Source organism: Caulobacter vibrioides, assembly GCF_002310375.3.
GTDB classification, from domain to species: Bacteria; Pseudomonadota; Alphaproteobacteria; order Caulobacterales; family Caulobacteraceae; genus Caulobacter; species Caulobacter vibrioides_D.
Map to the genome: position 1 here is coordinate 1,362,319 of NZ_CP023315.3, position 23,875 is coordinate 1,386,193.

The following is a 23,875-nucleotide window of genomic DNA, read 5'->3' on the forward strand; positions in this document are numbered from 1 at the left end:
ATGGCGGGACCGGCGCCTCTGGTCTCGATTCCCGAGGCGCCGGTTCCCGACAGCGGCAAGGCCGAATGGTTCCGCGGCGCGGATGGGGCGACCCTCCGCGCCGCGACGTTTTTCCCCGACAGTCCCGCGCGCGGCACAGTGGTGCTCAGCCCCGGACGCAGCGAGCCGCTGGAAAAGTATTTCGAGGTCGTCGAAGACCTCCTGGCGCGCGGCTTCGCCGTGCTGCTGCACGATTGGCGAGGGCAGGGGCTGTCGGCCCGCGCCTTGCCCGACCGCCTCAAGGGTCACGCCCGGGGCTTCAAGACCTTCCTCTCCGATCACAAGACGCTGCTCGATGCGTTCGAGGCGCGGATGCCCAAGCCCTGGTTCGCCGTCAGCCACTCGATGGGCGGGTGTCTGACCATGCTGGCCCTGGCCCACGGTGAGACACGCTTCGCGGCCGCCGTGCTGTCGGCGCCGATGCTGGGCCTCAACACCGCCGGCGTGCCGCCCTGGCTGGCGCGGCCTCTGGCCCTCGTCATGTCGCGGGTGGGGCTGGCGGGCGAGTATGTGCAGACCCCATACGATCCGCTGACCCAGACCTTCCAGGGCGACGGCCTGACCCACGACGAGACGCGCTACGACCGCTATCAGGCGCAACTGCGCGCCCATCCCGAGATCGCTCTGGGGGGCATGACCTGGGGCTGGGCCGATTTCGCGATTTCGGCCTGCGCTTGGCTGCGGCGGAGCAAGTCGGTCGAGGCGATCGCCGTTCCGGTGACCATCCTGGGCGCTGAACTCGACAATCGGGTGCTGAACGCCGACTCCAAGTCGATCGCCCGCCGGATCCCCCAGGGGCGCTATGTCGAGGTCCCGGGCGCGTTCCACGAGATCCTAGTCGAGACCGACGCGCGCCGCGCGCTGTTCTGGCAGGCGTTCGACGAGACGATCGATCCGATCGCCCCGCACGAGCCGCTTATTTCGCCGAACGTCTCAGACTGACCAAAGCCTCATCCAGCGGTCGGCGGTCGCCGGAGATGACCATCTGGCCGCCGTTCGGACCGACAGGCTCGCCGCGCCAGTTGGTGACCATGCCGCCAGCGCCTTCGATCAGGGGGATGGCGGCTTCGATGTCCCAGGATTTCAGGCCAGCCTCGATGACCATGTCCATCTTGCCCATGGCGACCATGGCGTAGGCGTAGGCGTCGCAGCCCAGGCGGGCCAGCTTGGCGGCCGCGCGGACCTGAAGCCACGCGCCGCGCTCGGCGCCGTCGAAACAGGCGTCGGGATCGGTGGTGCCGATGACGGCGTCATTGATGTTGGCGCATTCGCGCACACGGATCGGCGTTTGCGCGCCTCGCGAAACCAGGCGAGCCCCGCCCGCGTGGCCGACGAAGATCTCATCCATGAACGGCTGGCCGATCGCGCCCAGCACGGGGCGGCCCTGGTGGCGCAGGCCGATCAGGGTGGTCCACAGCGGCAGGCCGGCGATGAAGGCGCGCGTGCCGTCGATGGGGTCGAGCACCCAGACGAATTCGGCGTCGGGACGATCCTCGCCATACTCCTCGCCGATCACCCCGTGCTCGGGATAGTGCTCCGCAATGAGCTTGCGGATAGCGGCTTCGGCGCCGCGATCGGCCTCGGTGACCGGATCGAAGGCGGCATGGGTGTCGCGCGGCAGATTCTTGCCCGCCCCCTTGTCCTCAAGGCCATGATCGGCGCGGAACAGCGGCAGGATGACCGCAGCCGAAGCCCGATTCAGGTCGAGGATGAAGGCGTCGAGCGTGGCGAGCCGGTCAGCGGAGAGCGTCATGGGCGGGGATTTAACCTCCCCGCCGCAGGTACGCCACCAGTGACTGTATGCGTTCGCCGACTTTAAGCGTCAGCGTGGTCCGCGCCGCCGTTCAGCGACTTGGCCAGATCCAGCAGGCGACGGCGCGGACGCTCGCCCAGCAGGTAGTAGGCCCGGATCAGATCCAGCGTTTCCTTGCGCGCGAACATTTCGCCGCCTTCCGCCGACTCGCTGGTCGTCTCGCGGCGCGTGTCCGAGAGACCGTCGTAGAAGTAGCCCACCGGCACTTCCAGGGCCTCGGACAGCTGCCACAGCCGGGCGGCGGAGATGCGGTTAGCGCCGCACTCGTACTTCTGAATCTGCTGGAAGCGCACGCCGACCGTGCCAGCCAGTTGCTGCTGGGTGAGACCCAGCAGACGACGGCGGCGACGCAGGCGCTTACCCAGGTGAACGTCGATGTCGTTGCCCATGGAAGCCATGCCCCCTTGTTTCTCCCGACCCGTCCCGAAACGGAACGGTCTGGGTTGACTGCCGCAAGTCGCGTGCCGGGCGAGAGCGACGTTGCGCGATACACGAGGGCGAGCCTACTAAGGTCCCATGTCTGAAAAGCGTCAGCCTTGGGTCCAGGACCTTCTTTGGCGGTTGGAAGCCTTGGGCTTCGACCTTTTTATCGGCGCGGTGCGCCTGATGGGCGTAGACCGGGCGTCGGATTTCGGCGGCTGGCTGGGGCGCACGTTCGGGCCGATGAGCGGGGCGCACAAGGTTGCGGCCCGCAATCTGAAACTCGCCTTCCCCGACAAGGACGCCGCCTGGCACGAGGAGATCCTGCGCGAGCAGTGGGATGGCCTGGGCCGTTCGTTCGCCGAATTCCCGTTGATGGACAAGATCCTGCCGTCCACCGGCCGGGTCGAGGTGGTGAACAAGGAACGCCTCATCGAGATCGCCGAGAACCGGATCCCCGTGGTGTTCGTTTCGGGACACCTGTCGAACTGGGAGGTGATGCCCGCGGCCATCGTCGACAGTGGCGTGGTCTGCGAGATGACCTATCGCGCGGCCAACAATCCCTATGTCGACAAGCGCATCAAGGAGAGCCGGTTTCGCTATGGCGTGCGGCTATTCGCGCCCAAGGGCGGCGACGGGGCGCGCGAGCTCCTGGAGGGCATGAAACAGGGCAAGTCGGTGGCCCTGATGAACGACCAGAAGTTCAATAGCGGCGTGGCCGCGCCGTTCTTCGGTCATCTGGCCCACACAGCGCCGGGGCCGACGCGCCTGGCGATTCGCTTCGGCACGGTGCTCCAGCCGATGTCGGTTCAGCGGCTGAAGGGCGCGCGTTTCCGGGCGGTGGTCCATGACCCGATCATTCCGCCCAAGACGGGGGACCGCACGGCGGACATCGAGGCCGGGGTGCGGATGATCAACGCCTTCATGGAAGATCGCATTCGCGAGCGTCCGGCCGAATGGTTCTGGGTTCACCGGCGTTGGCCCAACGAGGTCTACGCGGCCCTGGCGGAGCGCGAACGCGCAGACGTCGCCGACTAGAGCCCTTCGCGACCTGACTGCGTCAAGCCGTGGGCTCTAGTCTTTTGTTTTGACGCATTTTTCTTCACGCGAACCGGGACCACTTCGCTCGAAAAATGCTCTAGATTTCGATCGCGTCGGTCGCTGCGTCCTTCTCGCCATTGCGGCGGAAGGGGCCGTGGTACTGAGGGTCCACGCGACGTCGGCGGCAGGGACCGAAATAGTCCGGCGATCGGATGAACGGCCGTTGGTGGAAGATCACGGTGTTGATGCGATCCAGAAGCGACCGCGCGGTCACCGGCTTCACGACGATCTCGGTCACGCCGGCGTCGCGGGCCTCGAACACCCGGTGACGTTCGGCGAAACCGGTCAGCATGATGATCGGCAGGTACGGATCGACGCTGTCTGGTGAATTGCGGACGAGCTGGGTGAACATCACGCCGTCCAGTGGGCTCATCTTGAAGTCGACGATGGCGATATCGGTCTGCCAGTCGCGCAGGATCTGCAGCGCCTCGGCGCCGTCCATCGCTTCACGGATATGCCGAACGCCAACCCCCTTGAGGATCGCCGAAACGATCGAGCGGATATGCTGGTTGTCGTCCACCAGCAAGAAGCGCAGCTTTTCAAGCACCGCCGACATGCGGGAGCCGTCTCCTCAATGATCTTGCGGGGAGACCGAGACCGGTGGCCGCTCTCCCGGGCGACCTCGTGTCTCGATACCGGCGGCATAGCTAACGAATGATTGAAACTCGCGCCAGGGGCGAATTGGGGCCGGGCGTCAACTGCGGAACGGACCCGCGCCGACCAGCAGGGATGGATCCATGTTCCGGCCACGCCATTTCATCCGCCAGCACAGGTGCGGACCGGTCGCTCGGCCCTCCTTGCCGGTGTGGGCCACGACATCGCCCTGCTTCACGTAAGTGTCGGGAGAAACGAGGATTTTAGACAGGTGGAGATAGGCCGTCACCAGGCCTTGGCCATGATCCAGGAGCAGCAGGCCGCCCTCGAAGTGCAATCCGGTCTCGGCGAAGGCGACGACCGCAGACGCCGGCGCGCGGACCGGCGTCCCGACCGGCGTCGCCAGGTCAACCCCAAAATGGGGACGTTTGGGCTCGCCGTTGAGAACGCGCTGGCCTCCGAAACGAGCGGAGCGGCGCGCGCCTACAACCGGAAGTATGAATCCCTCGCGGAAGCCCTCGATATCGGCCTGACTGGCGAAGCCGGCCAGTTTGCGGACGTTCTCGGCGGCCAGGCGCTCCAGCAGCAAAGGATCGGTCGGCGTCACCTGCTCGGGCGGAAGGCCGTCGATGCGCTGGATGTCGAAGTCGCCCGGTGTGACGGCGCGTTCGTCGATGGCCGAGCCGTCCGCGGTGGTCACGGTCAGGACCGAGCTTGCAGGCGCGTCACGATCAAAGCCGATCACGAACCAGCCATCGGCTGAGGCGGTGGCCAGCGTCTGGCCGTCCAGAGCGATCGTGGCGCGGGGCGCGGTGCGGCCCACGGCGTAGCCGCCCTGAACGAACTTTCCGGACAGCGAAAGGCCCGGGGCGGCGGCGTGCGCCAGGCTTGGCAGGCCCAGGGTAAGCGGAAGCGCGGCTAGAACCGCGCGACGGCTCAGGCCCCTTGCCAACGCTTCAGCGCCTCGGCCGGACCGGCATAGGCCTCCTGGTGCTCGGGGCTCCAGTAGCGCAGGGCCTCCAACGGGATCTGCTTGTTGCTGACCGCGCACAGCACGAAGCGGCCGGGGCTGAGCACGGCGTACTCGCCGTCGCCATAGTGCAGGACGGCCATGCCGTCGGACTTGCCGAGATCACGATCGAAAGCGTTCATGAGGTCATTCTACGCCAAGCCGCCGTTTCAGAACAGATCGCCCTGACCGGCGGGCGGCGCGGCGGGTTTGGGGCGCGGTTTGGGCGTCGGGGCCGATGTCGCGGGCGGCGGGACGAAACCGCCTTCGCCGTCGATGACCGCGTCGCGATCACCGCTCTTGAACTTCAGGTTCACGCGCTCGCCGGAAGCCAGATCGCCCGCCGAGCGGGCCAGGGTCCCATCGCCCTTGCGCACGAGGACGAAGCCCAGTTCCAGAGGGCGCTCGGGGTTCAGCGATTGGCGTAGTTTTTCGAGATTGGTCAGGCGGTCGGCGTCGCGCTGCAGGCGGCGTTGACCGGCCGCGTTCAGGCGCTCCCACAGCGCGGGCAGGCGAGCGTGTTGCGCCACGCGATCGGGCGCGCGGCGCGCCGCCAGGTCCAGGCGGCGGGAGAGGTCGGCCAGACGTTCGGCCTTCACGGTGCGTTGCCGGCCCAGGGCCTCGGGCGTGAGGCGCGCGGTGACCTTGAGCAGTTCCTGCGCGTGGACGGCGGTGTTGCGCTGCAGGGCCGCGTCCAGGCGTCCGGAGGCGATGTCGAAGCGCTGCTGGGCCAGAGCCAGGATGTCGTCGGGACGAGGCAGGCCGCGCGCGGCGCTGACCAGGCGCGTGCGGCGCTCTTCGACGGTGCGCGCGCCACACCGGTTCAGGCGACGATCAAGGTCGGAGATCAGGGCTCGCAGCTCGGCCAGGACGGGCGTGGCCATCTCGGCGGCCGCCGTCGGGGTCGGCGCGCGGCGATCCGAGACGAAGTCGATCAGGGTGGTGTCGGTCTCGTGCCCGACGGCCGAGATCAGCGGGATGGTTCCCTCGGCGACGGTCCGGGCCAGGCCTTCGTCGTTGAAGGCCCACAGATCCTCCACCGACCCGCCACCGCGTGCGACGATCAGCACATCAGGACGCGGCACCGGGCCGCCGGGCTGGATCGCGTTGAAGCCACGGATCGCGGCGCTGACCTGGCCGGCGGCGGCGTCGCCTTGCACCACGCAAGGCCAGACCAGCACCTGGCAGGGCCAGCGGTCGCGGATGCGGTGCAGGATGTCACGGATCACCGCGCCCGTCGGGCTGGTGATGACGCCCACCACGGCGGGCATCGAGGGCAGGGGGCGCTTGCGCTCGGGCGCGAACAGGCCCTCGGCGGCCAGCTTGGCCTTCAGGCGTTCGAGCTGCGCCAAGAGCGCGCCGACGCCGGCGGCCTCCATGCTGTCGATGACGATCTGGTAGCGAGAGCCGGCCGGATAGGTGGTGATCTTGCCGGTAACGATGACCTCGAGCCCATGCTCGGGCCGCACCCCCAGGCCCCGGACATTGCCCTTCCAGACCACGCCGTCGATCGCGGACTTGTCGTCCTTGATCGTCAGATAGACGTGGCCGTTGGAGTGATGGGTGACCTTCGACAGCTCGCCGCGCAGTCGCACGAAGCCGTAACGGTCCTCCAGCGTGCGCTTCAGGGCGAAGGCCAGCTCGGAAACCGAGTAGGGCGGTGCGTTGGAATCGTTCGGCGGCAGATCGCTCATGGGAGCTTTTTAGGGGGGAAGTTGGAGGAGGTCATCTCCCCGGGGCGCGCCCCCTCCGTCACGCTGCTTCGCATCGCGACACCTCCCCCGTTGCACGGGGGAGGAGGAAGCCGCTCAATCCTCCTGCCCCGCTTGCGGGGGAGGTGGCGCGGCGCCGCTCGGCGACGTGACGGAGGGGGCGCTTCGTGGAGATCTAGAACGCAAAAATCCCGGGAAGCGTGAGCTCCCCGGGATCCGCCGCCTGAGAGACTATTGTTCTTCTTAGATGTAGCGGCGAAGCGAGCGGGCCAGTTCGGCGCCGCCGCTCTTCTTCTTGGTCTGCTGCGGCTGGTAGGCCACCCGCGCGTGCTCGACGCAGTAGGGGCCTTCAGACGAGCGACGACCGCAGAAGGTGAAGCCTTCCGACGACGGATCGCCGATCGGCCACTTGCACATGTGCGCGCCCAGGGTCAGCACGGTGGCCGAGCCGGGTTCTTCGTGGCGGAAGGCCGGCAGGGGCGCGGGGGCCGCGGCGACCGGAACCGACGAGGGGGCCTCGACCGGGGTCACGCGGCGCGGCGCCGACGGCATGGCCTGAGCGGCCGGACGGGCCGGGCGCGGCGCCTTGAAGGCTGGACGCGCCGGCTGCGAGGGGGCCGCACGGCCCGACAGGCCCAAGCGGTGCACCTTGCCGATCACGGCGTTGCGCGTCACGCCGCCCAGCTGCTTGGCGATCTGGCTCGCCGAAAGGCCGTCCAGCCAAAGCTTCTTCAGGGTGGAAACCCGTTCGTCGGTCCAGCTCATAAACCCGTCTCCGCCATTCGAGAGAGGGTGGGGGCGTCCCCACGCCCGTCACCCCATATCTGGTGATCAAACCGCCCCGCCGGCGGTCGTCCTACTAGATATCGTAAAGAATGCGTTAAAACGCACAATGGGCGCCATCGACTCTGTCCACAGAAACAAGATGTTGATTCCGGCAAGCCCGCGCTTGCGAAATAGGGCCGCAAGGCGCACATGCGCCTGAGATTCAAAGGGTTGAGCTGATGAGAGACACGGCCGAGAGCGTCATTCCGCCGCAGCCCCGCGACTATCGCGGCTGGAACTGGTCCGGCTTCATCACCCTCTACCAGCGCGAAATCCGCCGGTTCTGGAAGGTCGGCACCCAGACGGTCGCCGCGCCGGTGGTGACGACGCTGCTCTACATGCTGGTCTTCGTGGTCGCGGTCGGCGCCAGTCGCCCGGCGGTCGGCGGCGTGACCTTCGGCCATTTCGTGGCCCCGGGCCTGATCATGATGGCGATCCTCAACAACGCCTTCGCCAACTCCTCGTCCTCGCTGATCCAGGCCAAGATGATGGGCCTGACGCCGGACTTCCTGACGCCACCGCTGTCGGCGCTGGAGCAGGTTTCAGCCTTCGCGCTCGGCGCGGCCACGCGCGGCGTGGTGGTGGGCGCGGTGACGGCGGCGGTGATCGGCGTGCTGCCGGGCGCTGGCCTATCGGTCGCCCATCTCTGGGCGGTGCTGTATTTCGGCCTGACCGCCTCGATGATCCTGGGACTGGCCGGCGTTCTGGCGGGTCTCTGGGCCGAGAAGTTCGACCAGCTGTCCGCCGTGACCAACTTCCTGATCATGCCCATGACCTTCCTGTCGGGCACCTTCTACCTGGTCGACAAGCTGCCTGAGCCGTTCCGGTCGGCGAGCCACTTCAACCCGTTCTTCTACCTGATTGACGGCTTCCGCTACGGCTTCATTGGCCATGCCGACGGCTCGATCGCGATCGGCGTGGTGACCAGCGGTCTGCTCACTGTGGCGCTGTTCCTGTGGTGCTGGAGGCTCTTCGTCACCGGTTACCGTCTCAAGAGCTGAGGCGCCCGCGCCATAGGCCGGAATTTCGCTGGCGTTTCAGGGCCTTTTTGAGGGGGCTTTCATTGACACGACGGTGTTCCAAAGCGACAACCTGCGGCCTTCCGGTCCCCGTGCTTACAGCACGGGGGCTTCTTTCCTTTTTGGGAGGCCGGTCTTGAGCACCGCGACGTCGTCCACCACCTCGCAGCACCACATCATGGGCGTGTACAACCGCGCTCCGCTGGCGTTCGAGCGAGGCCGAGGCGCGCGCCTGATCTCGACCGACGGCGACGAGTATCTGGACTGCGTGGCGGGGATCGCCACCAACGGTCTGGGCCACGCCCATCCGGCCCTGGTCGAGGTGCTCAAAGCCCAGTCCGAGAAGCTCTGGCACGTCTCGAACATCTACCGGATCCCCGAGCAGGAAGTCCTGGCCGACGCCCTGTGCGCCAACACGTTCGCTGACGTGGTGTTCTTCACCAACTCGGGCACCGAAGCCGTCGAGTGCGCGCTGAAGACGGCGCGCAAGTACCACTCGGCCAACGGCCAACCCGAGCGCATCGACATCTATGGCTTCGACGGCTCGTTCCACGGCCGCACCTACGCCGCGGTCAACGCCTCGGGCAATCCCAGCTATGTCGACGGCTTTGGCCCGCGCCTGCCGGGCTACAGCCAGCTGACCTTCGGCGATCACGACGCCATCAAGGCCGCGATCACCAGCCCGACCACGGCGGCGATCATCGTCGAGCCGGTGCAGGGCGAGGGCGGCGCGCGCTCGATCCCGACGCACTGCCTCGTGGGCCTGCGCCAGATGTGCGACGAGCATGGCGTGCTGCTGATCTATGACGAAGTCCAATGCGGCATGGGCCGGACGGGCAAGCTCTTCGCCTATGAGTGGGCCGAGGGCGGCGAGCCGCACATCATGGCGGTGGCCAAGGCCCTGGGCGGCGGTTTCCCGATCGGCGCGTGCCTGGCCACCACCGAGGCGGCCAAGGGCATGACGGTCGCGGCGCACGGCTCGACCTTCGGCGGCAACCCGCTGGCCATGGCCGTGGGCAAGGCGGCGCTGGACATCATCAAGTCGCCCGAGACGCTGGACAACGTGAAGACCGTCGCGGGCTTCTTCACCCAGCAACTGAACGGCCTCAAGGACCGCTTCCCGGACGTCATCGTCGACGTGCGCGGCAAGGGCCTGCTGATCGGCGTCAAGCTGATCCCGAACAACCGCGACTTCATGGTCCTGGCGCGCGATGAAAAGCTTCTCATCGCCGGCGGCGGGGACAACTGCGTGCGCCTGTTGCCGCCGTTGAACCTGACCATCGAGGAGGCCAGCGAGGCGATCGCCAAGCTCGAAAAGGCTTGCGAGGCTGCACGCGCCAAGGCCGTCGCCTAGAACCCACCCTTTTTCCGACCTTCCCGGCGAAAGCCGGGACCCAGATCAAGCCCGCCTAGTTCCCGGATAACTCTGGGCCCCGGCATTCGCCGGGGAGGCGGGGATAGGGATCGTCCGATGACTCAACCCCGCCACTTCATCGACCTGTGGAAGCTGGACGGCGCGACCCTGCGCCTGCTGCTGGACGACGCCCACGCCCGCAAGACCGCCCGCAAGGGCTGGCCGCAGGGTAAGGTCGACGCCGACGCGCCGGCCAAGGACCGGGTGCTGTCGATGATCTTCCAGAAGAACTCGACCCGCACGCGCTTCTCGTTCGACGCGGCGATGCGCCAGCTGGGCGGCAGTGCGATCATCTCGACGTCCAACGACATGCAGCTGGGCCGGGGCGAGACCATCGAGGACACCGCCAAGGTGCTCTCGCGCATGGTCGATGCGGTGATGATCCGCGCCAACAGTCATGCCGACGTCGAGCGCTTCGCCCAGGTCTCGACCGTGCCGGTGATCAACGGCCTGACCGACAAGAGCCATCCCTGCCAGATCATGGCCGACATCCTCACCATCGAGGAGCATCGCGGCCCGATCGCCGGCAAGACCATCGCCTGGGTCGGCGACGGCAACAATGTCTGCTCCAGCTTCATCCACGCCGCGCCGCTGCTGGGCTTTGAGCTGAAGATCGCCTGTCCGGCGGTCTATCACGCCGACCTGCACGATCTGGCTCGCGCCGAAGGGCTGCAGGGCCGGGTCAGCATGACCACCGATCCCAAGGCCGCCGTCAGCGGCGCCGATGTGGTGGTGGCCGACACCTGGGTCTCGATGGGCGACACCGACCATGACCAGCGCCTGGCCGCGCTCGAGCCCTATCAGGTCGACGATAGGCTGATGGATCTGGCCGCCGCCAACGGCGTGTTCCTGCACTGCCTGCCGGCGCACCGGGGCGAAGAGGTCACCGACGCCGTGCTGGACGGCCCGCGCTCGCTGGTCTGGGATGAGGCCGAAAACCGCATCCACGCCCAGAAGTCGGTTCTGGCCTGGTGCTTCGGCGCGATCGGATAGGGTCACCGGCCAGCGCCGGTTGGTAAACGCTGGCCGGTTTCGCCGTCGCGTATGGGCAAAAGCGGCGGCGGCCCCAAGTGAGTCTGAATCCCCTGTTATCGCAACGAGGCGTTCGGTCGCACGCACCCAATCTCGGGATGCCTGGGGCGAGGCCCCGCGCGATGCTGGCGCTGATCGGGCTCGCAATTTCGTCAGAACCGCCTATCTAGCCTCCCCATGACCGACATCGCATCCGACACCGGCGTCCTAGACGACGTCGTTTCCGCGTTTCAGATCGAGAACCTGCCCGTACGCGGCCGGGTCGTGCGCCTTGGCGCGGCGATCGACGAGGTGCTGACGCGCCACGACTATCCCGAGCCGGTGGCCAACCTGCTGGGCGAGGCCTGCGCCCTGGCGGCCCTGGTCGGGTCGAGCCTGAAGTTCGAGGGGCGCCTGATCGTCCAGGCTCAGGGCGATGGCCCGGTGCGCTATGTCGTGGTCGATTACGACACCAGCGGCGGCTTGCGCGGCTACTGCCGGTTCGATCCGGAAGAGGTGGCGGCGGTCTCGGAAGGGTTCGCGCGACCGGGGGCGAAAACCCTGTTGGGCGGCGGCGTGTTCATCATGACCCTGGACCAGGGGGCGGACATGGACCGCTACCAGGGCGTGACGCCGATCGAGGGCGAGACCCTGGCCCTATGCGCTGAGCAGTACTTCGCCCAGTCAGAGCAGACGCCGACTCGCGTCCGCTTGGCGGTCGGTCAGGTCGACACCGGCGACGGGCCTCACTGGCGCGCTGGCGGCATGCTGATCCAGGTCATCGCCGGCGATCAGACGCGCGGCGAAACCCAGGACGCATGGACGCACGTGCAGGCGTTCTTCGAGACGATCGGCGAGGATGAGTTGATCGACCCGACCGTCTCGACCCCGACGCTGCTCTGGCGCCTGTTCAACGAGGACGGCGTGCGACTGCTGGACGAGAAGCCGCTGCGCGCCTTCTGCCGTTGCTCGGAAGACCGCATCGGCGTGGTGATGGACTCGTTCTCGCCCGAGGAGGTCACCGAGATGATCGAGCCGGACGGCAAGATCCACGTGACCTGTGAATATTGCTCGCGGACCTACAAGCTGGACCCGCCGACGGCGGAGAGCCCGTCGGTCTGACGGGGCGAACCTTGAAATAAGAATGGCCGGCTCTTGTGTCAGAGCCGGCCATTTCCTTTTCTAGACAAGCCTTCGATTTACGGGGGCAAGCTGGTTCCGGCGGTTCCGCCGCCCCCTAAACCCGACGCGCTCTAGAAGCCGCAACCTGTGCTCTTCCAGCCAGCCCTGAACGCGTCAGCGTTTTCCGGAGTCTCGAGGGTGGCGACGCCGGGACGGGCGATGAAGCGGCGCTTTTCGGTCTCGCCCGAGGCGGCGATACTGTCGACGACGCCGCAGACAACCATGACCTTCTGGTAGCGGCCAGTGCGGATGCCTCTCAGCTCGGCGGTTTCCGGGTTGGCCAGCTTTATGGCGATGGCCTTCTCGATCTGCGGCATCAACCTGTCGACACGCGCTCGCTGGGAAGGGGTTTGGAAATCCACGCGGCCGCGCCCGATATCCACCTTAGGGGTCAGGACGACGCCTTGGTGCATGTAGTGCTGCCTGGCGATTGCTGACTGCGCCATGGCCTGCGGCGCAAAAGCGATGGTGAGGACAAAAGCGCAGATAGAGGTCCGGATGAGCATGAGCAATGCACCTCAGAGCTTATCCGTCAACGCTCTACCTATCCGCGTCTAGTGTCAATTACCCCTCAACCGATCAGTTCAGCTTCATCGCCGCGCCGGGCAGGTGCAGCGAGAACTCGGGGATCTCCACGTCGAACAGGTCTCCCTCGTGGGTGACCATCTGGTAGCTGCCCCGCATCGCGCCCGACGGCGTGGGGAGCGGGCAGTTCGAGACGTAGCGGAACGCCTCGCGCGGCTTCAGTTCGGGCTGCTCGCCGACCACGCCGCTGCCCTCGACTTCGTTCACGCGATTGAAGGCGTCGGTGATCGTCCAGCGGCGCGCGATCAGCGTGACCGTCTCGTCGCCGTGGTTCTCGATCTCGACGGTGTAGGACCACAGATACAGGCCCTGCTCGGGAGAGCTTTCCTCGGCCGCATAGGTGGGGAACACGCGCACGACGATGTCGCGCGTGCGGGCCTCATAGGCGGCGCTGTCGCTGCCCCGGCGGCGTCTCATGCGTTGCATGGGCGGGGAGGTCTCACGCCTGATCGAGCGCACGGATCACATCCCGCTTGAGATCTTCCACGCTCTCCAGGCCCACCGACAGGCGCACGCCGCCTTCGGTGACGCCCAGCGACGGGCGTTCGGCCTCGGGGACCGAGCGGTGGGTGGTGGTCGGCGGGTGCGTGGCCATCGACTTGGCGTCGCCGAGGTTGTTGGAGATGTCGACGATCTCCAGCGCGTTCAGGAACTTGAAGGCGGCTTCGCGGCTGCCCAGGTCCAGCGCGATCACGGTGCCGCCGCCGGTCATCTGGGCCTTGGCGACGTTGTGGCCGGGGTGATCGGCGCGGAACGGATAGAGCACCGTCTGCACCTTCTTGTGCTCGGCGATGGTGTTGGCCAGGGCGAAAGCGCTGTCGGCCTGGCGGCGCACCCGCAGATCCAGGGTCTCGAGACCCTTGAGCATCACCCAGGCGTTGAAAGGCGACAGCGACGGGCCGGTGTGGCGCAGGCTGTCACGGTAGAATTCCTCGTTGATCGCCTCGCTGGTCAGGATAGCCCCGCCCAGCACGCGGCCCTGGCCGTCGATATGCTTGGTGGCCGAATAGACGACGACGTCGGCGCCCAGTTCCAGCGGCTTCTGGAAGATCGGGGTGGCGAACACGTTGTCGACGATGACCTTGGCGCCGACCGCGTGGGCCAGTTCCGACACCGCGCGGATGTCGGTGATCTCCAGCACCGGGTTCGAGGGCGTTTCGACCAGCACCGCCTTGGTGTTGGGCCGCATCGCCGCTTCCCAGGCCTTGGGGTCGGTGGCGTCGACAAAGGTGGTCTCGACGCCAAAGCGCGGCAGCCACTCGCTGACGATCCAGCGGCACGAGCCAAAGAGCGCGCGACCGGCCACGACGTGGTCGCCGGCGCGAACCAGGCCCATCAGGGCGGCGTGAATCGAGGCCATGCCGGTGGCCTGGGCGCGACAGACCTCGGCGCCTTCCAGCAGGGCGAGGCGATCCTCGAACATCTTCACGGTCGGATTGTTGAACCGCGAATAGACGAACCCGGGATCTTCGCCGGCGAAGCGGCGGTCGGCGCCCTCGGCGCTGTCATAGGTGAAGCCTTGCGTCAGGTAGAGCGCCTCGGCGGTCTCCATGAACTGAGAGCGGGCGATCCCCCCACGGATCAATTTCGTCGCGACGTCCCAGTCTTTCGGGTTCTCGGCCACGGCCCCGCCTCCTACGCAAAAACGCGCGCATAAGGAGCGGGGGAGGGGGCGGGGTCAAGCCAGAACGCCTGCCAGAGCGTCAGAGAATTGTCATAGGGGAAAAGTGTGGTGTCACAGGCGAGCGCCATTCGCTCGCGCCTTGCGTTTGCGGCCGGGTTTGGCGAGTGTCGCGCCGATGACCGACGCCCATTCCGCAGGGATTCTGCCCTGCCAGACCATCGAAGAGCTGATCGCCCAGGAGGCCATCACCTCAGCTACGCCGTTCGACGTCGACCAGGTGCAACCCGCCAGCCTCGACCTGCGGCTGGGCGCCCGCGCCTGGCGTGTGCGCGCCTCGTTCCTGCCGGGCCTGGCTCGCAAGGTGCCCGAGCGTCTGAAGGACGTGGCCATGCACGAGCTGGACCTGACCAAGGGCGCGGTGCTGGAGAAGGGCTGCGTTTACATCGCCGAGATCCAGGAACGCCTGGCCTTGCCGATGACCGTGTCCGCGCGCGGCAACCCCAAGAGCTCAACCGGCCGGGTCGATGTCTTCGTGCGCCTGCTCACCGACCATAGCCGCGCCTTTGACGACGTGGACCCTGGCTATACCGGCCCGCTGTATATGGAGATCGCGCCGCAGACCTTTTCGGTTCTGGTTCGGGCCGGCACGCGCCTGAACCAGCTGCGCCTGAAGCGCGGCGAGCCGGCCAAGCTGGCCACCCGCAGCGTCGGGGTGGAGCTGCTGTCCGAGACCGGGATTGTCGGCTTCCGCGGGCGTCGCCACGCCGGTGTCGTGGATCTCGACCACGAGGATGGCCACGACCCGCGCGACTACTGGGAACCGCTTGAGGCTCGCCACGGCGAACTTCTGCTGGATCCGGGCGAATTCTACATTCTCGCCAGCAAGGACAACATCGAGATTCCGGTGATGGAGGCGGCCGAGATGACGCCGATCGATCCGTCAGTCGGCGAGTTCCGCGTCCACTACGCCGGGTTCTTTGATCCCGGCTTTGGCACCGAGGAGGCCGCAGCCGTCGGCTCCAAGGGCGTGCTGGAGGTGCGCAGCCACGAAACGCCGTTCCTGCTGGAGGACGGCCAGACGGTTGCGCGTCTCGTCTACGAACCGCTGACCGCTCGCCCGGCGCGGCTGTACGGTGAGGGCGGGTCGCACTACCAGCGGCAAGGCCTCAAATTGTCCAAGCACTTCAAGGCTTGGCGCTAAGGTCCTCTGACTTGGGGCGATAGGTCGCGGCCCGGGTTACGGGCCGGGTAACCGAGATGCGGTTTGCTGGGCGCGTGCTTTTACACGGGCCTTTTGGCGATGTCGCGTGACGCTCCGCAGGGACGATCGGATCAGCCGTCGGCGCGCGCCCTCGGACGGGAACGGCGGCGCGCCGTGTCCGACGACCTGTCGCAGGGGGTGTCGCGCGTCAACGCGCCGCAACCACATCTAGTGGACACTCTGTGCGGTTACACAAATCCTAGTCGTCGTTCTCCGGGGGCGCGACTCAGTCCCGTCCCGAGCGGAGGGTGGCGCAGGTTCCTACGGAGGCCCTTCTTGGCCCGCATCGTCCATGACCCGTTCCTGATCCTTCAAGGCCGCGTCGAGGCCTGGGATCGCTGCGCGCGGATCCCCGGCTGCGACAAGTCCGTGTGGCGTCAGGACGCCGAGGGACGTGTCATCCGCTGGTCCGATTTTGGCGATCGCTTCTCACGCTATGGCTGGGAGGTGATGGCGTTGCCAGCGACCGGCGTCCTGGGTCGCGCCTTGGCGCGGCGGCGACTCGTGGCGGTCCATTGGCGCGGTCTGACGGGCGGCGCCCTGCGAGAAGATCCCTTCCTGGGCCGTCGCGCCGCCTGAAACATCAAGCAGATCCGTCATTTAGTCTTGCTCGCATGACAAAATGACAACTACGCTTGACATGATGGCGCGAATGCATGACAAACATCCTTGTCATTTCGACGAGGAGGCTTGTCATGAAGAAGAACGCTCAACGCACCCCCGCCACGCGTGCCCAGAAGCTGGCGATCGGCATGGCCGCCAGCTCCGGCTCGCTTGTGGTCGCGATCAGCGCGGCGCGTGAGATGGGCGGGCCGCTTCTGGCGGTCGGCCTGGCCCTGGCGATCGCCGCGCTGTGGGCGACCTTGTTCCTGGTCCTGCGTGAGCGCCCGTCGAAGGGCCCCAACGACAGCTCGAAGACCGAGCAGGACGGCGCCGTCGAAGCGCTGGCCGCCCTCTAGTCGCCCGATACTGAGCAAGGTTTTCACGATGAGCGAACAATCCGGAACCCAGGCCCGCCGCCAGGCGATCGCCCTGCGCCTTCTCGTCGGCAGCGCCCTTCTGGGGGCGGTCGTCGGGGCGGGGCTCGCGCTCCTGGAGGAAATGGGCGTCACGCCGCCCGCTAGCTTCCTGGGTTACGGCCTCTTGGCGTTGGCCCCCGTCATGCTCGTGATCTCGGTGATCTACTGGCGAAACATCGATGAAGCCGCGCGCGAGGCCCACAAGTTCGCCTGGTTCTGGGGCGGATCGGGCGCGATCCTGATCGCGGCGCCGCTGGCCATGCTGGTTGGAGACGCCCGCCTGACGGCCCTGGCCGGCCCGCATTCGCCCTCGGAGTGGTTCGCGATCGGCGTGTTCAGCCTGCTGGTCTTCCAGCTCGCCGCCTACGGGCTGGTCTGGGCCATCTGGTGGCTGCGCCAGCGCTGACTGGACCCGGAAAAGGAGTTTCCGATGGAAGAGCAAAAAGCGACTTGGTCGAAATGGGCGCTGTTCGCCGCCGGTGCGATCGCGCTGTCGGCCGTGCCCTTCGTCCTGGCCTTCTCGCACCTCGTGAAGGGCGTGGCCTTTCCGATCGCCGTGTTTGTCTGGTTCGTCGTCTATCTGGCCTATGTGTTCTTTGGCACGGCCTGGCTGAAGGCCGGCCAGATAGGACCTGTGATGCAGCGCTATCGGCGCCGGCTGGCCATCGCTCTGATGAGCTACTGCGTGGTTCTGATGGGCTCGCTCTATCTGCTGCGGCACGTCGATCTGTCGGGTCCGCTGCTCTGGATCGTGGCGGCGGCGCCGGCCATTCCGATCCTCGGCGTTCTGGGCGTGATGGGCCTCTATCTGAAGGAGGAGCCCGACGAGTTCGAGCGCGCGGTCCATGTCGAGGCGATGATCTGGGGTCTTGGCGTCGTGCTGGCGGTGACCACCGTCTGGGGCTTCCTCAGCAACGCCAATGTCGTCCCAGCGCCGCCGCTCTTTCTGGTGTTTCCGCTGTTCTGTCTGGCTTGGGGCTTCAGCCAGCCCCTGATCCGGAGGCGGTACCTATGAAGAACCGCCTCAAGGTGCTGCGCGCCGAGCGTGACTGGAGCCAGGCGGATCTGGCCGACCGGCTGGAGGTCTCCCGCCAGACCATCAACGCGCTGGAGACGGGCAAGTACGACCCCAGCCTGCCGCTGGCCTTCAAGATCGCCCGCCTCTTTGGGCAGCCTATCGAATCCATCTTCCAGGACGAGGCCTAAGGGCCCGCCCCGATCGAGGACACCGTCATGAACTTCGCTTCGAAGTCTCCCAAGCCTCGCCGCAACCTTGCGCTCCAAGCCCTGGTCGGCGCCGTGGTGGCCGCTCCCCTGGGCTACGTCTTCGGGGATTACCTGGCCTCGCTGCAGGACGCTGGCGGGGGCGCTCTCCCCGAACTGGTCTGGTCCGATGTCCTGGCCCTGCTGCTGGCCGCGATGATGGCCTCGACCGGCTTGATCACGATCATGAGGAGCCTGAGCCGCCGGGCTCTGGGGCGCCAGATCAATCCCGAGGAAGTCCGGCCCGCGACCCCAGCCCAGGCGGTCTTCTACGCCCAGAACGGCTTTGTTCTGCTTCTCGCGGGCGTGATGATGGCCACGCCGGTCATGGTTCCGCTCGTCTTCGCGCCGCTGTCACCGATGATCGCCTCGGCGGCGATGGCGGGCTTGATCGCGCTCTTGCTGGTCCAGACGGCGGGCAACATCGCCATCTGGGTTCGGAGCGACGAGTTCATGCGTCGCGCCATGGGCGAAAGCGCCGCCATCAGCTTCGCCATCCTCCAGGGCCTGCTCTTCCTGTGGGCGGCGGGCGAGAAGCTGGGCCTGCTGCCGCACCTCACCCTGTGGGACGCCACCAGCGTCATGATGGCCGCCTACCTGGTGATCGGTTTGGCCATCACCTGGCGGCGAGGTCTGGCCAGCTAGGCCCTTCGTCTCCGCGCCCGAACCACCCGGGCCGCCATTCCGCCACACCCTTCGTCACCCCAACACCGGCGCGCGACGCTGAAGCCTTCCGCGCGCCCCTATCCAAGGACAATGATCGTGATCTTCAAGACCTCGCGTTCCCGTCGCAACCGCCTCGGCGCTTCGGCCGTTCTCGTGGCCATTCTTGCCGCCACCGGCGTGTTCGGCGGCGACCACGCCCACGCCGCCCCCCTGGCGCCGATCGCCGCCAGCCCCGCCGCCGACCGCATGACCGTGACGGTCGTCGGCCAAGGCCCCGACGTCATCCTGATCCCCGGTCTCGCCTCGTCCGGCGCGGTCTGGGACGCCACCGTCAAGCAGCTGTCGGCGACCTATCGGGTCCATGTCGTGCAGGTGGCGGGCTTCGCCGGCGCGCCGGTGGGCGGCAACGCCGACGGCGCGGTGGTCGGCCCCCTGGTCGAGGCGGTCGACGGCTACATCAAGGCCAAGGGCCTGAAGTCGCCCGCCGTGATCGGCCACTCCCTGGGCGGGTTCACCGGCCTCTTGCTGGCCCAGCGCCATCCGGAGTCGATCGGCCGCCTGATGATCGTCGACAGCCTGCCGTTCTTCTCGCTGCTGTTCTCGCCGGCGGCGACGCCCGAGATGGTGCGTCCGCAGGCTGTCCAGATGCGCGACGCGACGGTGGCGATGAGCCCCGAAGCCTTCGCCGGCCAGCAGGCCATGGGCGCGCCGCGCTTCGTGAAGTCGGCGGAGGGCCAGAAGCAGGTCATCGCCTGGGGCGGCGCTTCGTCGCCATCGGTGGTGGGGCGGGCGATGTACGACCTCCTGGTCACCGACGCGCGCGGCGACCTGGCCAAGGTCAAGGCGCCAACCACGCTGCTCTATGCCTACGACACGGCCATGGGCATGCCGTCGACCGCCGCCGACCGGCTGTTCGTCGACGCCTATGCCGGTCTGTCGGGCCTGAAGGCGACCCGTATCGATGATGCGCGCCACTTCATCATGCTCGACCAGCCTCAAGCGTTCGCCCAGGCGGTCGCTGATTTCCTCAAGTAGCTCTCAAAGAAAAACCAACCCTGGGTCGAACTTGGCCTTGCGCTGACCTTAGACCCGCCTCACTTCTTTTCACATCAAGCCATCGGGGTTCCCATGCTGCTCAACTTCAACCGTTCCGCTCGCCGTGTCCTGGCCGGCCTGGCCTCTGTGTTCGCGCTCGGCTTCGCCGGGACCGCCCTGGCCGAACCGGCCCTCTGGGCGATCAAGGACAAGGACTCGACCATCTACCTGTTCGGCACGATCCACGTGCTGAAGCCCGACACCCAGTGGCGCTCGGCCAAGATCGACAAGGCCCTGGCCGACAGCGGCGACCTGTCGCTCGAACTGGTCGGCGCGGACGATCCGGCGGTGATGCAGCCGCTGGTCATGCGCTACGGCCTCGACCAGGCCAACAAGCTGTCGGCCAAGATCGGTCCGGAGGACTTCAAGCGCGCCAGCGACCTTGGCCAGTCGGCCGGCATGCCGCCCCAGGCTCTGGAAATGATGCGTCCGTGGCTGGCGGCCGTTTCGCTGGCCATGGCCCCGATGATCAAGGCCGGCTACGACCCCAAGAGCGGCGTCGAGGGCGTGCTGACCCGCGAGGTCAAGGCCGCCAACAAGCCGATCGCCGGCCTGGAGACCCCCGAGCAGCAGATCCGCTTCTTCGCCGACCTGCCGTCGGCCACCGAGATCGAGTTCCTCAAGTCCAGCCTGAAGGACGCCGAGGGTGGCGTCGAAAAGCTCGACAAGATGGTGGCGGCCTGGGCGGCCGGCGATGTGAGCGGACTGGAAGCCCAGTTCATCACCGAGATGAAGACCCAGTATCCGGACCTTTATGAGCTGCTGCTGGTCAAGCGGAACGTCGACTGGGCCAACCAGCTCAAGACCAAGCTGGCTGGTTCGGGCGTCAGCTTCGTGGCTGTCGGCTCGGGGCACCTGGTCGGCGCCGAGAGCGTGCAGGCCCAGCTGGCCAAGCTCGGGATCAAGGCCGAGCGCGTCAAATAGGTCTTGGGTCGCGTTGATCCAGGAAGCCCGCCCGGTTCGTCCGGGCGGGCTTTTTCATGTCCCTAGCTGGCCGGGTCGTACATGAACTCGCGCAGCTCCTGATCGCATCGGCAGGCGGCGGCCATCTTGCGGGACCAGGCGATGGCGGCGTCGCGAGACGGCAGCTCCAGCACGGTGAAGCCGCCATCCAGACGACTGCCCGGATAGATCTGCGCCGAAACCGCGCCATCGGCCGACACCCGCACCGGCGCGACCCCCTCATGGACACCGCCGCCGAACACATAGACCCCGGCCGCCTTGGCCTCTTCGATCACCGCACGGGCGGCGTCGCCGACGGCGGGCAGGTCCTCGGGCGAGACCCGCATGGCGGCGCTGGGGAAGGAGATCAGGTACTTGGTCATGCCCGCGTACGTCGCGCTACGGATTGGGTCTGGTCGCGGGCGTCGCCGGGGGCGCGGCGATGCCGGCCTCCTTCAGCGCGTAGGCAAATTCGCTCGAGGCCTTAAGGCGCGGCATATACCGGATCGTCCGCCGGGCGCTCACGGGAAAGGACTGGGTGTCGTAGGACCCGCGTTTCGAGCAGGTCGCCGCCTCGCACCGGCTGCCTTCGTCGCGCAGCACGATCGTCGGATTGCCCTTGGCGTCCCTGCCGCGCTCGAGCGTCAGCGTGCAGCGCTCGCCCTGATGGCCGTCGACCGGACCGCGATAGCGCAGACGATCGCCCTCCAGGGTCGCCACGCCATAGAATTTGCAGCTGTTGGCCGATGAGAAGGAGAGATCGGCGCGGACATACGCGCGGTTTGGCCCAACGGGCACGATTTCGAGCACGTCCTCCACCACGCCCGGCGCAGGCCCGGTCACGTTGAACCGCTGCTTGTAGACCCCGGACCAGTCGGCGACACCGACGGCGGCCATCGCGCTCCCCGCGGCGAGGATGGCGATCACGGACAGGACGAGCGGCTTCATGGATCTCTCCTCAGACGAGGGGGCCATTAGCGCAACCCAGCCACGGTAGGCAATCGCGCACGCCGCAGAGGTCGAGCTTGTGGTTGAGTGCGTCCTTCGAGGCTGGCCTTCGGCTCACACCTCAGGATGAGGAACACGGCTGCCGAGCCCCTCATCCTGAGGTGCGCGCTCTTGAGCGCGCCTCGAAGGACGCAGGGAGTCAAGGTCCCCTCGGGGTCGAAAGCCGATGATTTTAAGGGGAAACTGGAGCGGGCGGGGGGAATCGAACCCCCGACATTCAGCTTGGGAAGCTGACGTTCTACCTCTGAACTACGCCCGCTCAGAGGACGCTCCGTTTAGCCCGGGACGTCTTGGTACTCAAGCGGCTATCCCTGGCTCCAGACGCGATCAGCGCGCGGTGTCGTAGAGGAACGCCGACACCCAGACCAGCGGCGCGTTCCAGTTGATGGCCACTTCGTTCTGGGTGAAGGAGCGATAGTCGTCGGTCCAGCAGGTCTGCGGCCGGCACTTGCCCTTCATTTCGCTGGCCACGGGGTCGCTCATGTTGGTCGAGTTGGGACCGCCCGAGACCACGCCCGATGGCGGTGCGGGATAGGCGGGATCGGCCTGCTTGGCCCAGAAGCGGTGGTGCGGGTGGCGCATCGGCCGCGCGCCAAAGCCCGTGACATAAGACTGGTCCAGCGGGTTGCGGCCCAGCACATAGTCCATCGCGTCGACCGCGCCGTAGCGATAGGCCGCTTCGCCGGTGAAGTCGTGGGCCAGGCCCAGCACCAGCGCGCGGTTCAGCACCGAGGAATTGGACCCCCAGTGATAGCCGGGCGCAGCGTAGGGCAGGGCGTAGCCCTGGCTGACGTCGTCGGAGAGGTGCTTGCCGGCGGCGGCCACCAGGTTGGCGCGGGCCTTCGTGATCTCTGCGGGCTTCAGGCCGTTGGGGACGAGGGCCAGGGTGATGGTCCCCAGGGCGCCGACGCTGTTCCAGCCGATGTCGCCGGTCGGACGCGCGCCTTCGGTCGGCGAGGCCAGGAACAGCGGCGAGCCGCGCAGGGCGGTCTCATAGGCCGCCTCGCCCGTGGTGGCGTAGAGCTCGGCCGCGGCCCAATAGAACTCGTCGGTCAGATCGCCGTCGCCATAGCCGCCCGAGCCGGTGAAGGGGCCGATGGCGTAGATGTTCGGATGGCGCTGGGCGGCGGCGAAGGCGCGGCGCGCAGCGTCGAGGCACTTGGCCGAAAACGCAGGATCGATCACTTTCCACAGACGCGCGGCCTGGGCCGCGACGGCGGCGAGGTTCAGGCTCGCGCCGGTGGTCGGGTAGTAGAGATAGCGCACCTGCTTGTCTTCGGCGGGCGCGGTGGGCAGGGCGGTCCAGTAGCGGTCCGCCAGTTTCTGATGCGCCATGCCCGAGGCGTTGATCGCGCTCAGCACCAGCTTGCCGTCGCCTGGGCGCTGATCGCCCACGGGAACCTGCAGGGTTTTACCCTCGGGCACCTGCATGGCCAGCATGAAGTCGAGCTGGAAACGGACCTCGTCCAGCATGTCGGGGACGCCGTTGCCGGCCTCGGGCAGGGCCAGGGCGCGGTCGCCGAACGCCGCGAGGGCGCCAGGACGCTTGAGGATGGCGGCGCGCTCCCAGGCGTTCAGCAGCGTCCAGGCCGAGATGCCGCCGTTGACGACGTACTTGCCGTGGTCGCCGGCGTCGTACCAGCCTCGGCTGGCGTCCAGCGTGTAGTCGCAGCCGGGCCAGACCTGTCCGCGCTCGTCGGCCTGATCAAAGCAGGTGGCCTTGTCGGGGGCGTGGCCGGCGGGACGGGCCAGATCGGGGCGCTCGACGTACTGGGCCTCGATCGGAACGCTGGCGCGCTGCTGATAGAAGAACGACATGGCCGCGCGGGTCAGCTTGCCGCTTGGCTTGGCGTTGATGGCGAAGGGGCGGGACTCGGCGGCGCCGACCTTGAGGCGATAGCCTTCGCCCGCCTTGCGGAATGCGGAAAGGTCGATCTGGTGGACGTGCTCGCCGGAAGCCTTGTCGTCGCCAAAGACGGCGGTCTTGCCCTTGGCGATCGCGGCGCCCGCGGTGTCGAGCAGAACCCAGTCCAGCGGCGTCTTCGACGGATCGGCCAGGATGGCGCGCTTGGGGCCTTGGGCCTCGAAGCCCAGTTGGTTCAAGCGGATCGGACGCGGCGCTTCGTCAGCGTGCGCCAGGCTGGTCATGGCCAGGGCGGAGACGAATGAAAGGGCGGCTAGGCGGATCATCGACGCTTCCTCCATGGCGCGTCGGTCGCGCGCCTTGGTCCTAAGGGTAGCGGCATAAAGACAGCGTTGTCACGGCGTTTGTT

27 protein-coding genes, 1 tRNA gene and 2 pseudogenes are annotated in these 23,875 nt (G+C 67.2%); 16 read left to right on the forward strand and 14 right to left on the reverse strand.

All coding sequences use genetic code 11. The annotated features are described in order from the left end of the window. A complete protein-coding gene (locus CA606_RS06365) occupies positions 1-981 on the forward strand; it encodes an alpha/beta fold hydrolase (RefSeq protein ID WP_096051890.1) in 981 nt (326 codons plus the stop codon). On the opposite strand, the gene hisN is transcribed toward CA606_RS06365, so the two are convergent. Together hisN and CA606_RS06375 are read right to left on the reverse strand one after the other, a co-directional pair. Then, a complete protein-coding gene (gene hisN, locus CA606_RS06370; protein WP_096051889.1) occupies positions 956-1,792 on the reverse strand; it encodes a histidinol-phosphatase in 837 nt (278 codons plus the stop codon). The two genes, CA606_RS06365 and hisN, sit on opposite strands and share 26 nt — an antisense overlap. Before the next feature lie 62 nt (positions 1,793-1,854). Further along, positions 1,855-2,250 (reverse strand): helix-turn-helix domain-containing protein, encoded by a 396-nt coding sequence (locus CA606_RS06375; RefSeq protein WP_096051888.1) that lies wholly within the window; start codon positions 2,248-2,250, stop codon positions 1,855-1,857. Positions 2,251-2,368: 118 nt separating this feature from the next. On the opposite strand from CA606_RS06375, the gene CA606_RS06380 reads away from it, so the two are divergent. After that, complete coding sequence (locus CA606_RS06380) at positions 2,369-3,310, forward strand: lysophospholipid acyltransferase family protein (RefSeq protein WP_096051887.1); 942 nt, start codon at positions 2,369-2,371, stop codon at positions 3,308-3,310. 100 nt (positions 3,311-3,410) lie between these two features. On the opposite strand, the gene CA606_RS06385 is transcribed toward CA606_RS06380, so the two are convergent. The 4 genes from CA606_RS06385 to xseA all read right to left on the reverse strand — a co-directional run bounded on the left by CA606_RS06385 (position 3,411) and on the right by xseA (position 6,670). Next, positions 3,411-3,929, reverse strand: a complete 519-nt coding sequence (locus CA606_RS06385) for a response regulator (protein ID WP_096051886.1) — start codon at positions 3,927-3,929, stop codon at positions 3,411-3,413. A gap of 138 nt (positions 3,930-4,067) precedes the next feature. After that, on the reverse strand, positions 4,068-4,919 hold the full coding sequence (locus CA606_RS06390) for a M23 family metallopeptidase (protein WP_096051885.1): 852 nt from the start codon (positions 4,917-4,919) through the stop codon (positions 4,068-4,070). After that, positions 4,904-5,119, reverse strand: a complete 216-nt coding sequence (locus tag CA606_RS06395) for a DUF2093 domain-containing protein (RefSeq protein WP_096051884.1) — start codon at positions 5,117-5,119, stop codon at positions 4,904-4,906. Before CA606_RS06395 ends, CA606_RS06390 begins: the two co-directional genes overlap by 16 nt. A 27-nt stretch (positions 5,120-5,146) precedes the next feature. After that, positions 5,147-6,670, reverse strand: coding sequence for an exodeoxyribonuclease VII large subunit (gene xseA / locus CA606_RS06400; RefSeq protein ID WP_096051883.1), 1,524 nt, complete (start codon positions 6,668-6,670; stop codon positions 5,147-5,149). 47 nt (positions 6,671-6,717) lie between these two features. Here xseA and CA606_RS06405 point away from each other — a divergent pair. Continuing rightward, a pseudogene (locus CA606_RS06405) lies at positions 6,718-6,840 on the forward strand (hypothetical protein); the annotation flags it as partial. Between the two features lie 91 nt (positions 6,841-6,931). Here the strand turns inward: CA606_RS06405 and gcrA are convergent. Then, entirely contained in the window at positions 6,932-7,453 is a 522-nt protein-coding gene (gene gcrA / locus CA606_RS06410) for a cell cycle sigma 70 cofactor GcrA (RefSeq protein WP_096051881.1), read from the reverse strand. Between the two features lie 239 nt (positions 7,454-7,692). On the opposite strand from gcrA, the gene CA606_RS06415 reads away from it, so the two are divergent. The 4 genes from CA606_RS06415 to CA606_RS06430 all read left to right on the forward strand — a co-directional run bounded on the left by CA606_RS06415 (position 7,693) and on the right by CA606_RS06430 (position 12,079). Further along, positions 7,693-8,514, forward strand: coding sequence for an ABC transporter permease (locus CA606_RS06415; RefSeq protein ID WP_096051880.1), 822 nt, complete (start codon positions 7,693-7,695; stop codon positions 8,512-8,514). A gap of 154 nt (positions 8,515-8,668) precedes the next feature. Then, on the forward strand, positions 8,669-9,886 hold the full coding sequence (locus CA606_RS06420; RefSeq protein WP_096051879.1) for an aspartate aminotransferase family protein: 1,218 nt from the start codon (positions 8,669-8,671) through the stop codon (positions 9,884-9,886). Positions 9,887-10,003: 117 nt separating this feature from the next. Then, positions 10,004-10,939 (forward strand): ornithine carbamoyltransferase, encoded by a 936-nt coding sequence (argF, locus tag CA606_RS06425; protein WP_096051878.1) that lies wholly within the window; start codon positions 10,004-10,006, stop codon positions 10,937-10,939. A 216-nt stretch (positions 10,940-11,155) separates the two neighbouring features. Continuing rightward, on the forward strand, positions 11,156-12,079 hold the full coding sequence (locus tag CA606_RS06430; protein ID WP_096051877.1) for an Hsp33 family molecular chaperone: 924 nt from the start codon (positions 11,156-11,158) through the stop codon (positions 12,077-12,079). 131 nt (positions 12,080-12,210) lie between these two features. Here CA606_RS06430 and CA606_RS06435 read toward each other — a convergent pair whose 3' ends face one another. From CA606_RS06435 to metZ, 3 genes are all read right to left on the reverse strand, one after another. After that, positions 12,211-12,645, reverse strand: a complete 435-nt coding sequence (locus CA606_RS06435) for a hypothetical protein (protein ID WP_096051876.1) — start codon at positions 12,643-12,645, stop codon at positions 12,211-12,213. A gap of 73 nt (positions 12,646-12,718) precedes the next feature. After that, the gene (apaG, locus tag CA606_RS06440) at positions 12,719-13,183 is read right to left on the reverse strand and encodes a Co2+/Mg2+ efflux protein ApaG (RefSeq protein ID WP_096051875.1); all 465 of its coding nucleotides are present in this window, start codon (positions 13,181-13,183) and stop codon (positions 12,719-12,721) included. Further along, positions 13,164-14,348, reverse strand: a complete 1,185-nt coding sequence (gene metZ, locus CA606_RS06445; RefSeq protein ID WP_096051874.1) for an O-succinylhomoserine sulfhydrylase — start codon at positions 14,346-14,348, stop codon at positions 13,164-13,166. Before metZ ends, apaG begins: the two co-directional genes overlap by 20 nt. Positions 14,349-14,523: 175 nt before the next feature. Here metZ and CA606_RS06450 point away from each other — a divergent pair, with 175 nt between their 5' ends. The 9 genes and pseudogenes from CA606_RS06450 to CA606_RS06490 all read left to right on the forward strand — a co-directional run bounded on the left by CA606_RS06450 (position 14,524) and on the right by CA606_RS06490 (position 20,576). Then, positions 14,524-15,549: a 2'-deoxycytidine 5'-triphosphate deaminase gene (locus CA606_RS06450; RefSeq protein ID WP_096051873.1), complete on the forward strand. Its 1,026-nt coding sequence runs from the start codon at positions 14,524-14,526 to the stop codon at positions 15,547-15,549. Positions 15,550-15,655: 106 nt separating this feature from the next. Continuing rightward, positions 15,656-16,188: pseudogene (locus tag CA606_RS20000) on the forward strand (hypothetical protein). 116 nt (positions 16,189-16,304) lie between these two features. After that, entirely contained in the window at positions 16,305-16,568 is a 264-nt protein-coding gene (locus CA606_RS06460; protein WP_181242815.1) for a hypothetical protein, read from the forward strand. A gap of 28 nt (positions 16,569-16,596) precedes the next feature. Further along, complete coding sequence (locus CA606_RS06465; RefSeq protein ID WP_096051871.1) at positions 16,597-17,034, forward strand: hypothetical protein; 438 nt, start codon at positions 16,597-16,599, stop codon at positions 17,032-17,034. Between the two features lie 24 nt (positions 17,035-17,058). After that, positions 17,059-17,643 (forward strand): hypothetical protein, encoded by a 585-nt coding sequence (locus CA606_RS06470; RefSeq protein WP_096051870.1) that lies wholly within the window; start codon positions 17,059-17,061, stop codon positions 17,641-17,643. Continuing rightward, positions 17,640-17,834 carry a helix-turn-helix transcriptional regulator gene (locus tag CA606_RS06475; RefSeq protein ID WP_010920093.1) on the forward strand — a complete coding sequence of 65 codons (195 nt, stop codon included), beginning with the start codon at positions 17,640-17,642 and terminating at the stop codon, positions 17,832-17,834. The genes CA606_RS06470 and CA606_RS06475 overlap by 4 nt, the downstream gene beginning before the upstream one ends. Positions 17,835-17,861: 27 nt before the next feature. Next, entirely contained in the window at positions 17,862-18,536 is a 675-nt protein-coding gene (locus CA606_RS06480; RefSeq protein WP_096051869.1) for a hypothetical protein, read from the forward strand. 117 nt (positions 18,537-18,653) lie between these two features. Beyond that, positions 18,654-19,592 (forward strand): alpha/beta fold hydrolase, encoded by a 939-nt coding sequence (locus CA606_RS06485; protein WP_096053849.1) that lies wholly within the window; start codon positions 18,654-18,656, stop codon positions 19,590-19,592. A 93-nt stretch (positions 19,593-19,685) separates the two neighbouring features. Further along, the gene (locus tag CA606_RS06490; RefSeq protein WP_096051868.1) at positions 19,686-20,576 is read left to right on the forward strand and encodes a TraB/GumN family protein; all 891 of its coding nucleotides are present in this window, start codon (positions 19,686-19,688) and stop codon (positions 20,574-20,576) included. Between the two features lie 62 nt (positions 20,577-20,638). On the opposite strand, the gene CA606_RS06495 is transcribed toward CA606_RS06490, so the two are convergent. The 4 genes from CA606_RS06495 to CA606_RS06510 form a co-directional block, all read right to left on the reverse strand. Continuing rightward, complete coding sequence (locus CA606_RS06495; protein WP_096051867.1) at positions 20,639-20,977, reverse strand: YciI family protein; 339 nt, start codon at positions 20,975-20,977, stop codon at positions 20,639-20,641. Between the two features lie 16 nt (positions 20,978-20,993). After that, positions 20,994-21,542 carry a hypothetical protein gene (locus CA606_RS06500; protein ID WP_096051866.1) on the reverse strand — a complete coding sequence of 183 codons (549 nt, stop codon included), beginning with the start codon at positions 21,540-21,542 and terminating at the stop codon, positions 20,994-20,996. Between the two features lie 244 nt (positions 21,543-21,786). Further along, positions 21,787-21,861 (reverse strand) — tRNA-Gly (locus tag CA606_RS06505). A 68-nt stretch (positions 21,862-21,929) separates the two neighbouring features. Beyond that, positions 21,930-23,807: a glycoside hydrolase family 9 protein gene (locus tag CA606_RS06510; RefSeq protein ID WP_096051865.1), complete on the reverse strand. Its 1,878-nt coding sequence runs from the start codon at positions 23,805-23,807 to the stop codon at positions 21,930-21,932. Between the last annotated feature and the right edge of the window lie 68 nt (positions 23,808-23,875).